This window comes from Buttiauxella sp. BIGb0552, assembly GCF_004366275.1.
GTDB lineage: Bacteria > Pseudomonadota > Gammaproteobacteria > Enterobacterales > Enterobacteriaceae > Buttiauxella > Buttiauxella gaviniae.
This window is the reverse complement of the sequence record NZ_SODY01000001.1, coordinates 822,352-837,436: the sequence shown is the minus strand read 5'-3', so window position 1 is coordinate 837,436 and position 15,085 is coordinate 822,352. Positions and strand designations below refer to the sequence as shown.

17 protein-coding genes are annotated in these 15,085 nt (G+C 51.6%); 12 read left to right on the top strand and 5 right to left on the bottom strand.

Annotated features, from left to right (window positions below; translation table 11 throughout):
* Positions 1 to 50: 50 nt before the first annotated feature.
* Positions 51 to 920 carry a 4-(cytidine 5'-diphospho)-2-C-methyl-D-erythritol kinase gene (gene ispE, locus EDF88_RS03845; RefSeq protein ID WP_134183001.1) on the bottom strand — a complete coding sequence of 290 codons (870 nt, stop codon included), beginning with the start codon at positions 918 to 920 and terminating at the stop codon, positions 51 to 53.
* A complete protein-coding gene (gene lolB / locus EDF88_RS03840; RefSeq protein ID WP_134182999.1) occupies positions 920 to 1,543 on the bottom strand; it encodes a lipoprotein insertase outer membrane protein LolB in 624 nt (207 codons plus the stop codon). The genes ispE and lolB overlap by 1 nt, the downstream gene beginning before the upstream one ends.
* Before the next feature lie 205 nt (positions 1,544 to 1,748).
* Between lolB and hemA the strand changes: the two genes are divergently transcribed.
* The 6 genes from hemA to kdsA are packed head-to-tail and all read left to right on the top strand — an operon-like array spanning position 1,749 to position 7,068.
* Positions 1,749 to 3,005: a glutamyl-tRNA reductase gene (hemA, locus tag EDF88_RS03835; RefSeq protein WP_064518432.1), complete on the top strand. Its 1,257-nt coding sequence runs from the start codon at positions 1,749 to 1,751 to the stop codon at positions 3,003 to 3,005.
* A gap of 35 nt (positions 3,006 to 3,040) precedes the next feature.
* Positions 3,041 to 4,123 carry a peptide chain release factor 1 gene (gene prfA / locus EDF88_RS03830; protein WP_064518434.1) on the top strand — a complete coding sequence of 361 codons (1,083 nt, stop codon included), beginning with the start codon at positions 3,041 to 3,043 and terminating at the stop codon, positions 4,121 to 4,123.
* Positions 4,123 to 4,953 carry a peptide chain release factor N(5)-glutamine methyltransferase gene (gene prmC / locus EDF88_RS03825; RefSeq protein ID WP_064518436.1) on the top strand — a complete coding sequence of 277 codons (831 nt, stop codon included), beginning with the start codon at positions 4,123 to 4,125 and terminating at the stop codon, positions 4,951 to 4,953. Before prfA ends, prmC begins: the two co-directional genes overlap by 1 nt.
* 17 nt (positions 4,954 to 4,970) lie before the next feature.
* Positions 4,971 to 5,360, top strand: a complete 390-nt coding sequence (gene sirB2, locus EDF88_RS03820; RefSeq protein WP_064518438.1) for an invasion regulator SirB2 — start codon at positions 4,971 to 4,973, stop codon at positions 5,358 to 5,360.
* A gap of 3 nt (positions 5,361 to 5,363) precedes the next feature.
* A complete protein-coding gene (gene sirB1 / locus EDF88_RS03815; protein ID WP_064518440.1) occupies positions 5,364 to 6,173 on the top strand; it encodes an invasion regulator SirB1 in 810 nt (269 codons plus the stop codon).
* 40 nt (positions 6,174 to 6,213) lie between these two features.
* Positions 6,214 to 7,068 (top strand): 3-deoxy-8-phosphooctulonate synthase, encoded by an 855-nt coding sequence (gene kdsA, locus EDF88_RS03810; RefSeq protein ID WP_064518442.1) that lies wholly within the window; start codon positions 6,214 to 6,216, stop codon positions 7,066 to 7,068.
* A 91-nt stretch (positions 7,069 to 7,159) separates the two neighbouring features.
* On the opposite strand, the gene chaA is transcribed toward kdsA, so the two are convergent.
* On the bottom strand, positions 7,160 to 8,263 hold the full coding sequence (chaA, locus tag EDF88_RS03805; RefSeq protein WP_064518444.1) for a sodium-potassium/proton antiporter ChaA: 1,104 nt from the start codon (positions 8,261 to 8,263) through the stop codon (positions 7,160 to 7,162).
* A 280-nt stretch (positions 8,264 to 8,543) separates the two neighbouring features.
* On the opposite strand from chaA, the gene chaB reads away from it, so the two are divergent.
* Together chaB and EDF88_RS03795 are read left to right on the top strand one after the other, a co-directional pair.
* Positions 8,544 to 8,774 (top strand): putative cation transport regulator ChaB, encoded by a 231-nt coding sequence (gene chaB, locus EDF88_RS03800; protein ID WP_064518447.1) that lies wholly within the window; start codon positions 8,544 to 8,546, stop codon positions 8,772 to 8,774.
* Between the two features lie 225 nt (positions 8,775 to 8,999).
* Positions 9,000 to 9,695 carry a gamma-glutamylcyclotransferase gene (locus EDF88_RS03795; RefSeq protein WP_134183268.1) on the top strand — a complete coding sequence of 232 codons (696 nt, stop codon included), beginning with the start codon at positions 9,000 to 9,002 and terminating at the stop codon, positions 9,693 to 9,695.
* 61 nt (positions 9,696 to 9,756) lie between these two features.
* Here the strand turns inward: EDF88_RS03795 and EDF88_RS03790 are convergent, their stop codons facing one another.
* Complete coding sequence (locus tag EDF88_RS03790) at positions 9,757 to 10,002, bottom strand: DUF1883 domain-containing protein (RefSeq protein ID WP_064518449.1); 246 nt, start codon at positions 10,000 to 10,002, stop codon at positions 9,757 to 9,759.
* Positions 10,003 to 10,264: 262 nt separating this feature from the next.
* On the bottom strand, positions 10,265 to 10,618 hold the full coding sequence (locus EDF88_RS03785; RefSeq protein WP_134182997.1) for a DsrE/DsrF/TusD sulfur relay family protein: 354 nt from the start codon (positions 10,616 to 10,618) through the stop codon (positions 10,265 to 10,267).
* Between the two features lie 79 nt (positions 10,619 to 10,697).
* On the opposite strand from EDF88_RS03785, the gene EDF88_RS03780 reads away from it, so the two are divergent.
* The 4 genes from EDF88_RS03780 to EDF88_RS03765 all read left to right on the top strand — a co-directional run bounded on the left by EDF88_RS03780 (position 10,698) and on the right by EDF88_RS03765 (position 15,075).
* Positions 10,698 to 11,894 (top strand): nitrate regulatory protein, encoded by a 1,197-nt coding sequence (locus EDF88_RS03780; protein ID WP_134182995.1) that lies wholly within the window; start codon positions 10,698 to 10,700, stop codon positions 11,892 to 11,894.
* A 239-nt stretch (positions 11,895 to 12,133) separates the two neighbouring features.
* A complete protein-coding gene (locus EDF88_RS03775) occupies positions 12,134 to 13,384 on the top strand; it encodes a CmpA/NrtA family ABC transporter substrate-binding protein (protein ID WP_134182993.1) in 1,251 nt (416 codons plus the stop codon).
* Positions 13,385 to 13,394: 10 nt separating this feature from the next.
* Positions 13,395 to 14,276 (top strand): nitrate ABC transporter permease, encoded by an 882-nt coding sequence (ntrB, locus tag EDF88_RS03770; RefSeq protein WP_134182991.1) that lies wholly within the window; start codon positions 13,395 to 13,397, stop codon positions 14,274 to 14,276.
* A gap of 10 nt (positions 14,277 to 14,286) precedes the next feature.
* On the top strand, positions 14,287 to 15,075 hold the full coding sequence (locus EDF88_RS03765; RefSeq protein WP_134182989.1) for an ABC transporter ATP-binding protein: 789 nt from the start codon (positions 14,287 to 14,289) through the stop codon (positions 15,073 to 15,075).
* The last annotated feature ends 10 nt before the right edge of the window (positions 15,076 to 15,085 follow it).

Sequence of the window (15,085 nt, the reverse complement as noted above, 5' to 3'; positions counted from 1 at the left end):
CAGGCGGTGTATAAAGAGCTTGATGCAACGTCTGAAACAAGGTGACGTTGTCACCAATACTCAGCTTTCCCGGATATGGCCTGATGCAGCGGGGAGACATTAACGCCTCGCGCAACAAACCCATGCAGCCATTCCGGGGCTTGCTTAAGCACCTGGCGGGCAGCGTCCTCGGTGTCAAATTCAGAAAACACACAAGCGCCGGTGCCGGTCAGGCGCGACGGCGCGTATTCTAACAGCCAGGAAAGCAGCTCATCAACCTTACGAAAACGTTTTCTTGCGATAACCTCACAATCATTACCAAATTCACAGTTTAATAACGTGTCAATTGATCTGATCGGGGTCTTTCGTGGTAGCTCTGGATCTTTAAAAATGACCGGAGTGGGAATACTGACTCCAGGATGTGCAACAAGGTACCATTTTTCCGCTGGTGAAACCGGCGTGAGCTTCTCACCAACACCTTCTGCGAAAGCGGCAAACCCACGGACAAATACCGGCACATCAGCACCGAGAGTCACTCCCAGTGCAGCAAGCTGATCTTCAGTCAGGCCGGTGTTCCAGATATGGTTAAGCGCCACCAGAACTGTTGCTGCGTTTGACGAACCGCCACCCAATCCACCACCCATTGGCAGCTGTTTTTCAACGCTGATATCGGCTCCAGCACCTTGCGGTAATGTGCCCATTAACAATGCTGTGTCTTGCAATAATCGGGCGGCGCGGACAATCAAATTTTCTTCATCTGGCACGCCTTCAATCGGTGTCGCAAGACGAATTTGACCATCGTTTCTCGGCTCAATGATGATTGTGTCGCCATAATCGAGGAACTGAAATAAAGTTTGTAAATTATGATAGCCGTCCCCACGACGACCCGTGATATACAAAAAAAGATTCAGTTTTGCTGGTGATGGCCAACGCTTTCTCATTATTTAACCGTCCAGCTGTCCATTTTGAGTTTGATGCGTTGATCCCCTTCGCGCAGTTCCATATTAGATGGCAGGGCAGGTTGCACCTTGTCGTCATAATCACTGTAAACCACTTTCCAGGTTTTACCGTCTTGGGTGTAGTTGATTTCACTCAGGCGATATTGCGAGTCGATTTTATAGTCGGTCGCCTCGCCTGGCAGGCCGAGAATCCATTGGCGCAGGCTGTTGAGCGGAATTGGCATCCCGGTCAATTTGCCAATCATCTCTTCGGCGTTATCAGCAACGTATTTTTTACCATTGCGATCGGTTAGTTGTACAACGCCCGGTTGCGCATTCAGTTCAAGCTCAGTGCTGCCTAATGGGTTAGTCAGCAGCAAGCGATAGCGTTCTGGCGTAGTCTGTTGCCAGTTGAAACGTGCATATACTTTTTGGCTATCGGAAAGATAAGCAAAAGCACCTCGCGTCTGGTATTGGGTGATTTTTTGTACTTGTTGCTTGTGTTGTAACCATTGCGGAGAGTCAGGACTTTTTGCCGGACCGCTTGGTTGATGAATAGAACAAGCAGCCAAAACAAGGCTTGCCAGTGGCGCAAGGCGCAGCAGACGGGCTTTCGTCATAAACATAGTGGCAGCGGATCCTTCTCATTAATTTTAGTTGTTAACTGTTTATGCTAGCGGCGCATAGCGAGGTCGTCTACGTTCAAGTTGTCTTAAATCATAAATTGCGACGATACTCCCCATGGGGTGGCTCCCTTTTATTGACTGCGCGCATCCTGTATGATGCGCCGAGTTAATCCTTATCAACATCGGTGTTACTCACAGTCGCTCAATGACCCTTTTAGCTCTTGGTATCAACCACAAAACAGCTCCAGTATCGTTGCGAGAACGTGTTACGTTTTCGCCGGACACGCTCGACCAGGCATTGAACAGCCTACTCGAACAACCGATGGTACAGGGTGGGGTGGTGCTGTCGACGTGTAACCGTACCGAGCTATATCTAAGTGTTGAAGAACAGGAAAACCTCCACGAACAACTGGTGCGTTGGCTTTGTAACTACCACAACCTTGAAGAAGAGGAAGTGCGTAAAAGCCTTTACTGGCATCACGATAATGAAGCGGTAACGCATTTAATGCGCGTTGCCAGCGGTCTTGACTCCCTGGTGCTCGGCGAGCCACAAATCTTAGGGCAGGTCAAAAAAGCCTTTGCCGACTCCCAAAAAGGACATTCGCTTTCCAACGAACTGGAGCGCATGTTCCAGAAATCCTTCTCGGTTGCCAAGCGCGTACGAACCGAAACAGAGATCGGCGCGAGTGCTGTATCCGTAGCCTTCGCGGCCTGTACCCTGGCACGTCAAATCTTTGAATCCTTATCGACTGTGACGGTGCTGCTGGTCGGTGCCGGTGAAACTATCGAACTGGCGGCGCGCCACTTGCGCGAACACAATGTCCAGAAAATGATCATCGCCAACCGCACGCGGGAACGTGCTCAAGTACTGGCAGATGAAGTTGGCGCAGAGGTTATTAGCCTGAGTGACATCGATTCACGGTTACAGGAAGCCGATATTATTATCAGTTCCACCGCCAGCCCGTTGCCTATTATTGGCAAAGGTATGGTAGAACGCGCCCTGAAAGCTCGCCGCAACCAGCCGCTTTTGTTAGTGGATATTGCCGTTCCTCGCGATGTAGAACCCGAAGTCGGCAAACTGCCGAATGCCTATCTCTACAGCGTTGATGACCTGCAAGCGATTATTCAAAGCAATCTTGCGCAGCGCAAAGCTGCTGCAGTTGAAGCCGAAACTATCGTTGAGCAGGAATGCAGTGAATTTATGGCCTGGCTGCGCGCTCAAAGCGCCACAGAGACCATCCGCGAATATCGCAGTCAGGCTGAACAGGTTCGTGATGACCTGGCTGCCAGGGCTATCGCCGCTCTTCAACAGGGTGCCGATGCCGAAACCGTTCTCCAGGATCTGGCGTGGAAGTTAACCAATCGCCTGATCCATGCACCAACTAAATCGCTCACGCAGGCTGCCCGTGACGGGGATGAAGAACGCCTGCAGATTCTGCGCAACAGCCTCGGGCTGGATTAGCAAATAAACTCTTATTACAAGGTGAAACACCGCTCATGAAGTCTTCTATCGTTGCCAAACTAGAAGCCCTGCAAGAGCGCCATGAAGAAGTTCAGGCGCTTCTTGGAGATGCATCCACCATTGCCGACCAGGACCGTTTTCGCGCATTGTCCCGCGAATACGCCCAGTTAAGCGACGTTTCCCGTTGCTTCCTGCAATGGCGCCAGGTGCAGGAAGATATTGAAACCGCACAAAGCATGCTCGACGACCCAGAAATGCGCGAAATGGCGCAAGAAGAGTTAAACCAGGCCAAAAGCGACAGCGAAGAATTAGAACAACAACTGCAAGTGTTGTTGCTGCCAAAAGACCCGGATGACGAGCGTAACGCGTTTGTTGAAGTTCGCGCAGGTACTGGTGGTGATGAAGCGGCAATTTTTGCTGGTGACTTGTTCCGTATGTACAGCCGTTACGCGGAGTCGCGTCGCTGGAAAGTCGAAATTCTTAGTGCCAACGAAGGTGAGCACGGCGGCTTCAAAGAAGTGATCGCCAAAATCAGCGGTGATGGTGTGTATGGTCGTTTGAAATTTGAGTCCGGTGGCCATCGCGTGCAACGTGTTCCTGCGACTGAATCCCAAGGGCGTATTCATACTTCAGCGTGTACCGTTGCGGTAATGCCAGAGATTCCTGAAGCGGAATTACCAGATATCAATCCTGGTGATTTACGTATCGACACTTTCCGCTCTTCGGGGGCGGGCGGCCAGCACGTTAACACCACCGACTCTGCAATCCGTATCACACACTTGCCAACTGGCATCGTGGTCGAATGTCAGGACGAACGTTCACAGCATAAAAACAAAGCCAAAGCGTTGTCTGTATTGGGCTCACGTATTCGTGCTGCCGAAATGGCTAAACGTCAACAGGAAGAAGCGTCAACGCGCCGTAACCTGCTTGGCAGTGGCGATCGTTCAGACCGTAACCGCACTTATAACTTCCCGCAGGGCCGCGTAACAGACCACCGCATCAACGTGACGTTATATCGTCTGGATGAAGTGATGGAAGGCAAGCTCGACGGACTTATTGAGCCAATCGTACAGGAGTTCCAGGCAGACCAACTAGCGGCGCTGTCTGAGCAGGACTAATGGATTTTCAACACTGGTTAAAACAGGCAATTGCCCAGCTTGAGGATAGTGAAAGCCCGCGTCGTGACGCGGAAATCCTGCTGGGTTTTGTCTGCGGGAAAGCGCGAACCTTCATTCTGGCATTCGGTGAGACCGAATTGACCGTGCAACAACAGCAACAGCTGGATGTTTTGCTGGCGCGCCGTGTGAAAGGGGAGCCCATCGCGCATCTGGTGGGCGAGCGTGAGTTTTGGTCGCTGCCGCTGCGTGTCTCTCCCGTGACGCTTATCCCGCGCCCGGATACGGAATGCCTTGTCGAACAAGCCCTCGCCAGAATGCCTGCAGCTGCATGTTCCGTGCTGGATTTAGGCACGGGTACAGGCGCAATTGCTCTGGCGATTGCCAGTGAGCGCCCGGATTGTCATGTGACAGCACTTGATCTGGTTCCTGAGGCGGTAGAACTTGCGGGTGATAATGCGAGCCGCCTCGGAATAACCAATGTTAAGGTCTTGCAAAGCAATTGGTTTAGTGCTCTCAATACCCAACGTTTCTCCGTGATAGTCAGCAACCCGCCTTACATCGACGAGGAAGACCCGCATCTTTCACTGGGTGATGTTCGTTTTGAACCGCGTAGCGCTCTGGTGGCAGATAATCACGGTTTGGCTGATCTGCGCATTCTTGTCGAATCAGCTCGCAATTTCCTTGAGTCTGGTGGTTGGTTATTACTCGAACACGGCTGGCTTCAGGCTGCGCAAGTCCGCGAATTGTTTACACAAGCAGGATATACCGAGATACAAAGCTGTCAGGATTACGGTGGTAATGACCGACTGACAGTAGGACGCTATTTCTAAATAAGGAACTGAGCAAAATGGCTACTTACTTCGCGCTCAAGCATTTGCATATTCTGACGGTCTTCATTTCCGTGAGTCTGTTCGTTTTGCGCTACTGGTGGCAATACCGTGAATCAACCATGTCAAACAAGCGCTGGGTGCGCATTGTGCCGCATGTGAATGACACCGTATTGCTGGTCAGCGGCATCGCTCTTGTGATGATTACGCATTTCTATCCCTTCACGCCACAAGGTGCATGGCTGACTGAGAAGCTATTTGGCGTTATTATCTATATCGTTTTAGGGTTTATCGTGTTGGGCAAACGCCCACGCAGCCAACAGATACGGTGGTTTGCCTTTCTGTTGGCCCTGGTGGTGCTTTACATCATCATTAAACTCGCCACCACAAAAATACCATTACTGGGGTAAGTCATGAGGTCGTTAGCCGATTTCGAATTCAATCAGGCGCCGTTATGCGAGGGCATGATTTTAGTCTCGCAGCTGATCCGTGATGATTTCCCGGCAGAAGAAGTGCGAGCACAACTGGAAAGCCTGGCCCGCCTTGCGCGTGAAGAGATCTGCGAAGGTCTCCACCAGGATGTGCAGCTCGAAAAATTAGTCGAACTGTTTTATGGCACCTGGGGTTTTAAAGACTCCAGCGGCGTTTACCGTTTATCCGATGCACTGTGGCTCGATAACGTACTGACCAAGCGTCAGGGCAGTGCAGTGTCTCTGGGTGCTATTCTATTGTGGATAGCCGACCGTCTTGATATCCCGTTGAATCCGGTAATTTTCCCCACTCAGCTGATTTTACGCGGCGACTGGATGGACGGTGAAATGTGGCTCATCAACCCATTCAACGGTGACACGCTTAACGAACACACGCTGGAAGTGTGGTTGAAAGGTAATGTCGGGCCGACAGCCGAGCTGTTTGATGAAGATTTAGATGAAGCAGACAACGCGGAAGTGGTGCGTAAATTGCTCGACACCATGAAGTCCGCGCTGATGGAAGAGCGTCAGATGGAGTTGGCGCTGCGCACAAGCGAGGCCTTGCTCCAGTTTAACCCGGAAGATCCTTATGAAATTCGTGACCGTGGCTTGATCTATGCTCAGCTCGATTGCGAACATGTGGCACTCAACGACCTCAGCTACTTTGTTGAACAATGCCCGGAAGACCCGATAAGCGAGATGATCAAAGCGCAAATTAACTCTATTTCGCAAAAACAGATCATTCTGCACTGATGCCAAATTTTTAAATGTTTCCCAACAAGGCGAGATTAAGATGAAACAGAAAGTCGTAAGCATTGGCGATATTAACGTCGCAAACGACCTGCCATTTGTACTGTTTGGCGGCATGAACGTGCTGGAATCACGTGACCTGGCGATGCGTATTTGTGAGCACTATGTCACTGTGACCCAGAAACTGGGCATCCCTTACGTATTTAAAGCGTCTTTCGATAAAGCCAACCGTTCATCCATCAACTCTTACCGTGGTCCCGGCCTGGAAGAAGGGATGAAGATTTTCCAGGAGCTGAAGCAAACTTTCGGCGTGAAAATAATCACCGACGTTCATGAAGCAAGCCAGGCACAACCTGTTGCGGATGTGGTTGATGTGATTCAGTTGCCTGCTTTCCTTGCTCGCCAGACTGACCTGGTTGAAGCGATGGCGAAAACTGGCGCGGTTATCAACGTCAAAAAACCTCAGTTCGTAAGCCCTGGCCAAATGGGTAACATCGTTGATAAATTCCACGAAGGTGGCAACGACCAGATCATCCTGTGTGACCGTGGTGCGAACTTCGGTTATGACAACCTGGTTGTCGACATGTTGGGCTTTAGCGTGATGAAACAAGTTTCTAATGGCTCACCGGTTATCTTCGACGTGACTCACGCACTGCAATGCCGTGACCCGTTTGGCGCAGCATCTGGCGGCCGTCGTGCGCAGGTTGCTGAATTGGCACGTGCGGGTATGGCGACTGGCCTTGCTGGTCTGTTTATCGAAGCACACCCGGATCCAGATAAAGCGCGTTGCGATGGCCCATCAGCACTGCCACTGGCGAAACTTGAGCCGTTCCTCCAGCAAATCAAAGCTATTGATGACCTGGTGAAGAACTTCGAGCCGCTGGATACCAGCAAGTAAGAATGAATGAATCGCGGTTGGCGTTGCGGTTAGCCACCAAAACAAAAAGCCCTTATCTCACGATAAGGGCTTTTTTTATGATGCTGACCCGTCAGGCAAATATCGTCATCAGATAAGCGGCAAACAGCGCAAGGTGCGCGGTGCCGTTGAGGACATTTGTGCGCCCTGTCGAGAATGAAATCTGGCACAACACAAGCGAAGTCAACATCACAACCAACTCCGGCATTCCTAAACCAAAGGTCAGATCGTTGCCCGTCAGCATAGCAATTATCGTCACAGTCGGAACTGTCAGTGAGATAGTTGCCAGTACAGAGCCGAAGAACAGGTTCATTGCGCGCTGAACCTGATTATTTAGCACTGCTTTCAGCGCCCCTAAACCTTCCGGGGAGAGAATTAACAACGCTATCAGGAAACCGGTAAATTGCGCTGGCGCATTGAGCGTCGAGAGCAATGACTCTAGTGGCACTGCGTTCATCTTGGTGACGGCAATTACGGCAATCAGATGCACGATCAGCCAAATGGCATGCCAGGTGCTGCTGTGTGCCGATGGTTTACCATGATGCGGGTCGTCATCGTCAGCCTCGTCTTCATGCTCGTAAACAAACAGGCTTTGGTGTGTTTTAGTCTGAATCAGTAAGAACACGCCATACATTGCAGCGGAAATGGCCGCAGCCATTAATGCCTGCCCGGTACTGAAGTTACCTTCTGGCAGTGCAGTTGGAAGAACCAGCACGATGACTGCTAGTGGGAACAAAGCAATTAAGTACTGTTTGATGCCAAACAGATTCATATATTGCGTCGCGAATTTGTTTCCACCCAGCAGAAGAGAGAAACCGACCAGCCCCCCCGTCACAATCATAATGATCGAGTACAACGTGTCACGCATCAGTGTTGGCGCTGCGTCGCCTGTCGCCATTAATGCGGAAATTAAGCTGACTTCAAGAATAACAACGGACAGACTAAGAATTAGAGAACCGTAAGGTTCACCCAAACGGTGGGCGAGTACGTCTGCGTGACGAACGACGCTAAATGCGCTACTTAAAATGCCCACCAGGGCCAGAATATTGATCCCAATAACCGCTGGAAAAGACTGGCTCCCTCCCCACATCACCAGTACGACCAGCGCTAATACCGGGAAAATGAGCGAACTCTCCTTATGACGGGTTTTCACCGCCTCATGTTGTGTTTTGGTCAAAATACATCTCCATCTGTGCAGGCATTAAGCTATTTATTGATTATAGTCGGACATTATGTCCCCGTTAAAATAGCAAAGAACGGGCGTTTTCTGAGAAAATTTACTCAGTTTTACCGCTTTGACAGCAATAGTATTTCTGATGAATGAAAATAGATGTTTTCTGATATTAATCAATACAAAACATAAGGATGTATTTTCCATAAACACAATTATTGATTTTAGCTGGCAGGATCGGACCTCGTGTTTCAAACTTTAGGTTTAACTGATTCAGGATAACGTGATGCCTTATAAAAGCCGAAATGACCTCCCGGAAAGCGTACAAAATGTCCTTCCCGCTCATGCCCAGGATATCTACAAAGAGGCGTTTAACAGCGCGTGGGATGAGTACAAAGATAAAGAAGACCGGCGGGATGATGCCACCCGTGAAGAAACCGCCCATAAAGTTGCGTGGGCTGCCGTGAAACACAGTTACCAAAAGGGTGATGATGATAAATGGCATAAGAAAACTTAAACCTTGCACAATGTATTGATATTCATCTTCAATCTTCCCCTCACACTCCAGTATGGCAAGTTAATATGACATTTTTATTGTTTTGTGATCGTCATCAAACTTGCCAGCGTGTCGCTAATTGCTTATGTTCACTGATATGCTGCTCTAATAGTAAGCAGTAACTAAAAAGCCCGGAAGGCGCATCTGACGTAGTCACACGGAAGTATGCAGTGGCGGAGGTGTATGGTGTTAACGCGTGATTTCTTAATTAAAGCAGATTGTAAGACAGCTTTTGGCTCCATTGAGGAATCGCTGTTGTGGACCCCTGAGCAGCGATCGGCATCACTCGCCGCAACGCTCGCTTGCCGTCCCGATAGCAGTCCTGTGTGGATTTTTGGCTATGGTTCCCTGATGTGGAACCCTGCATTTGAATATGAAGAGTCAGCGGCAGGTACACTTGTTGGCTGGCATCGGGCCTTTTGTCTGCGTTTGACGGCAGGGCGCGGAACTGCATGCCAGCCTGGTCGCATGCTCGCCCTGAAAGAAGGTGGGCGCACTACAGGGCTTGCTTACCGTTTGCCAGAGGCCATTCTTGAAGACGAACTGACGCTGGTGTGGAAGCGTGAGATGATCACCGGCTGTTATTTGCCTACCTGGTGCAAACTCGAGCTGGATGATTGTCGCGTGGTGAATGCGCTGGTGTTTATTATGGACCCGCGTCATCCACTCTATGAAGCTGACACGCGTGCTGAGATCATCGCGCCGTTGATTGCCGCCGCCAGTGGTCCATTGGGTACCAACGCACAGTATCTGTTCTCACTTGAACAAGAACTGATAAAGCGGGGCATGCACGATGATTGTCTTGATGAGCTGGTGAATAAAGTCAGAGACTGGTTGCAACCGAAAGGTGAGGATGGGGAGTTGCAGCCCGGCTTTGCCTGACCATTTCTGAGCCTCATCCTTCAAAAAAGTAGCCCTCAACAAGAGGGCCGGGATGAGGTTTTTATGCTGCTACATAACTGATTGAGTGCTCAAGCGATTTACTGTGGCTATCAATCAACACTTTCCACGTCCCGCTGTACGGCACCGTCAAGTAAGCAGTCTGCTTATCTTCCACGCTAAGAATATCAGCTTGTGGTTTACCCGCAGAACTGGTGTCGCTCATCAAATGAATATGGCTTTTGTTTGAACAGTGAACCACCACTGTGTCACCGCCAAAAAGATGCAAACTGGCTTTCACTACTGGCATTTTTATACTCCGCTATCACATCAAAGTTAGACATCCATGCGCCGGGTTATCCTTGCAATCAGTGATGCTGCTCACAAATTACACTTCATGCATAACACCAGACCCCAGCCTCATAAATGCTGACTTTGATCAAAAAATGCCATAAGGATTAAACAAAAATGCAGATGTACCTGAAACCATTCAGCTGATGGTTTTTTATACGGATAATTAGCGTCAGGTCATCATTAAATTTGGTTTCAGGCCAGAGTTATAAGCTCGTTTATTAGAACGTTAAAACCTTATCCGCACTCAATGTCCACTGAGCTAATTCCACCAACGTGCCAATTTCCACACCATCAGCCAGCGGTAATGACGTGATGCCACGCCCGTCGGTGCAGGTCTTACACAATTTCACCGGCACATTTTGCGCGGTTAAAATCTCCAGCATTTGCTGGATGTTATAACCTTCAGCCGGTTTCTGACCGCTTAATCCGGCAGTCACCGCATCAGACATCAAAAACAGTTTCACCTGCGGTTGTGGCTGCTGGTCGCATAATGCAATCGCCAGGCGCAGGCTGTTAAACAAAGACTCACTGCCGTAAGCAGCCCCGTTGGCGATAATCACAATTTTTTGCATTGCTTCTCCTTTGCCCCTCAAGGCACATTTCTTGCTTATCTGAATGACTCAAATCATCACTCGCCGTTCAGGAGCGTTTATGAATTCAACCGCCCGTGACTTTTTAATGGTGGCGCGAACCCGAGGGCGCGAGCAGTTGCAGGACATTCTGCAAATCGGGCAGCTTACCGGACGGATAGCCAAGCTTGCACACATGCTACAACGTGAGCGCGGGGCTTCCAACATCTGGCTGTGTTCATCGGGCCACTTGTTTGGTGCCGAACGGCAGCGTTGTATGCAGGAAGTTGACCACGAACTGGGTCTTTTCAAACAGGCGATTGAGCAACCAGATTACCTACCCGGCAGTGCGCTGTTGGTCAGTCTGGCCTGCGCCCTGCATTACCTTGAGCATTTACCGGTGCTGCGAACAAATATTGCAGAGCACCAAATCACGCCGCTAAAGGCGATGGAGCAATTCAATATCACGCTGCGGCACTTGCTTAGTATTGTCCCCGAAACCAGCAACGTGGTGGACGATGCAGGCGTTGCTCGTACGCTTGCGGCATTGTTCAGTTTTATGCAGGGCAAAGAGTTTGCGGGGCAGGAGCGGGCGATTGGTGCACTCGGTTTTACGCAAGGGGAATTTAGCGACACGCTGCGCCAGCAATTGGTGGATCGTATTGATAGCCAGCAACGCTGTTTTGATGTGTTTTGCACCATGGCCGATGAACCGCAGCGCCTGCAATACCAGGCCTGTGGCGAACCGTGCCGGGAAACCGAGCAGCTCAGGCGCATGGCTTGTACTCGCCTCCCGGCTGATGGTGATAAGGCGCTGCTGGCATTACGCTGGTTTACGCTGTTAACCAGCAGAATTGATGCCTTAAAAGAAGTGGAGGATAAACTTATCGACGCGGTGATGGCGCAGGTGCAGCAGGCGCTTGGCCAGGTTTTACAGCAAACACCCCTTAACGATAACGAATTTGCTCACTGGGTTGCGGGGCGAGACGGCAACCACAGCGAGCACTATCTTGACCGCCATCTTCTGCCGCTGGTACGCCAGCAGGCCCAACAACTCGAAACCATGGCACAGCAACTGGCGTCGCTTCAGACCACGGTGGATGAGAGAAAAGTGATAGACCAGGCAAAAGCGTTGCTGATTTGCCATCAGGGATACACTGAAGAACAGGCCTGGCAAACGCTGCGCAAAATGGCGATGAACCAGAATAAACGCATGACAGAAGTCGCGAGCGCGATGGTTTCCGTAGCAGACATCTGGCAGCTACCTACTAAGGAGTAGTTGCACAAAGGGTGGGCATTTAGTGCGTTTTGGTGGTGCGAATGGCCACGTGTTTTCTCGCAAAAGCACGGATTCACAGGCTTCCCAAACTGGCACGCGAGTTGCAATAACCTATTGAATCTAACTTTTACCTGAATTGCGCCAATGGCGGTGTGCTTCAGGTTGGACAAAGGCGTCCCTCAATGTGCTGACCCACATTGATGGGCGCTTTTTTTTTACCTTTTATCAGGATGAAGCCGATGAGCAAAAAAACCATAACTTTGTCGCGCCGTCGATTTCTACAGGCGGGTGTTGTATTAGGCGGGGCGTATTTACTGCCGGGCATGATCAATTCCGTGTGGGCTGCGGGCAGCGATAAACCGGAACAAAGCACGGTAAAGGTCGGTTTTATCCCACTCACTGACTGTGCATCAGTGGTGATGGCCTCGGTAAAAGGCTTCGACAAAAAATATGGCATCTCGATTGTACCGAGCAAAGAAGCAAGCTGGGCGGCGGTGCGCGACAAAATGGTTTCCGGTGAACTTGATGCTGCCCATGTTCTGTACGGCCTGGTTTATGGTCTGGAGATGGGTATCGCCGGTAAACAACAGTCGATGGCGAACCTGATGACGCTTAACAACAACGGGCAGGCCATCTCCCTTTCGATGGATCTTGCAAAGCAGGGCGTGACGGATGCGCAAAGCCTGAAAAAACTCGTTGCCAGCAAAGAGCCGGGAAGTTTCACCTTTGCGCATACCTTCCCGACGGGTACCCACGCGATGTGGCTCTATTACTGGCTGGCACAGGCGGGAATTAACCCGTTTACCGATGTGCGCACCGTGGTGGTGCCGCCACCGCAAATGGTCATGAACATGCGCATCGGCAATATGCACGGATTTTGCGTCGGTGAACCCTGGAACCAACGGGCAATCAGCGACGGCATCGGCTTCACCGCTGCAACCTCGCAATCCATCTGGGCGGATCATCCGGAAAAAATCCTCGGTACCCGCAGCGCCTGGGTGGAACAAAACCCCAATACCGCACGAGCGTTAGTCGCCGCCATTCTTGAGGCATCGCGCTGGATTGATGCCAGCGACGACAACCGCCGCGAAACCGCTAATGTGCTCGCCGGGCGGGCGTACCTCAACACCAAAGCCGATTTCCTGACTGGGCGCATGCTCGGGCAATACGACAATGGCATCGGCAAGAAATGGCAGGACGACCACGCCATGCACTTTTTCCGCGACGGCGAAGTGACCTTCCCGTGGCTTTCTGACGGCATGTGGTTCCTGACCCAACACCGCCGCTGGGGTTTGCTGGACCACGACCCTGACTATCTTGCTGTCGCTCGCCGCATCAACCGTATCGACATCTATCAACAGGCTGCTAGCGCCGTGGGCAACATTTCTGTTCCCACAAGCCAGATGCGCACCAGCACCTTGATGGATGGCAGTACCTGGAACGGCAGCGACCCTGCCGCTTACGCCGCAAGTTTTGCCATTAAACGCTAAGGGGAATGAGATGAACAATTCTGCACACAAACCGCCCACCACGGCGCTTAGCGCCCCGGTTGGGGAAGTGATAACACTACCGCCCGTCACCGTTCGCCGCCGTAAACCACAATGGCGCCAGTTTAGCCTTGGCCTTTTTGAGCGCCTGATCCCCGCGGTTCTTGGTATGGGGTTACTGGTGGTGGCATGGCAAATCGCGGCGCTGAACAGCAAAGGTTTCCCGACGCCGCTACGCACACTGGAATCAGCCATTACGCTGTTTTCCGACCCGTTCTATAACGCCGGGCCAAACGACCAGGGGATTGGCTGGAACATTCTTGCCTCGCTCCAGCGTGTCGCCGTTGGGTTCGGCCTCGCCGCCATTGTCGGTATACCGGCAGGCTTCCTGATTGGTCGCTTTACCTTCTTAGCCCGCATGTTTAACCCGATTATCTCGCTCTTGCGCCCGGTCAGCCCGCTGGCCTGGCTGCCGATTGGTCTGCTGCTGTTTCAAAAAGCGGAGCCTGCCTCGAGCTGGACCATTTTCATCTGCTCAATCTGGCCGATGGTGATTAACACCGCCGAAGGGGTAAAACGCATTCCGGACGACTACCTCAACGTGGCCCGGGTACTGAAACTTTCCGAATGGACGGTGATGCGGAAAATTTTGTTCCCGGCGGTTTTGCCCGCGGTATTAACCGGTGTGCGGTTATCTATCGGCATTGCGTGGCTGGTGATTGTCGCCGCCGAAATGCTGACCGGCGGCCTGGGCATTGGCTTTTGGATCTGGAACGAGTGGAACAACCTCAACGTCGAAAACATCCTCATCGCGATTGTGATTATCGGCGTGGTCGGGCTGCTGCTCGAACAGGGTTTAATGCTGCTGGCGCGTCGCTTCAGCTGGGAAAAATAAGGGGAAACCAATGAAGAAGATCATCCAGGTTCAGAATGTCAGCCAACGTTTTTCCACTGCCAGTGGCGAATTTTTAGCACTCAGTAACGTCAGTTTTGATATCGCTGAAGGGGAAACCATCAGCCTGATAGGGCACTCGGGGTGCGGGAAATCAACACTGCTTAACCTGATTGCCGGGATCACCTTGCCCTCTGAAGGCGGACTGCTTTGCGACAACCGCGAAATCGCCGGGCCGGGGCCGGAGCGCGCCGTAGTGTTCCAGAACCATTCACTGCTGCCATGGATGACCTGCTTTGAAAACGTGGCCCTGGCGGTGGACCAGGTTTTTCGCCGCACCATGAACCGCGCCGAGCGCCGTGAATGGATAGTTCACAACCTCGAACGCGTGCAAATGGGCCACGCGATAAACAAACGACCCGGTGAAATCTCCGGTGGCATGAAACAGCGTGTCGGCATTGCCCGCGCGTTGGCGATGAAACCGAAAGTGCTGCTGATGGACGAGCCGTTCGGGGCGCTGGATGCTTTGACGCGCGCCCATTTGCAGGATGCGGTAATGCACATTCAGCAAGAGCTGCACACCACCATCGTGCTGATCACTCATGACGTTGATGAAGCCGTTTTGCTCTCCGATCGCGTGCTGATGATGACCAACGGCCCGGCGGCCACGGTAGGTGAAACGCTGCATGTCGATTTGCCGCGCCCGCGCAACCGCGTCGAACTGGCAGAAGACAGCCGTTACCACCATTTGCGCCAGCAGGTGCTGCGTTTCCTGTACGAAAAGCAGCCGAAGGCTGCCTGAGGAACGGCTC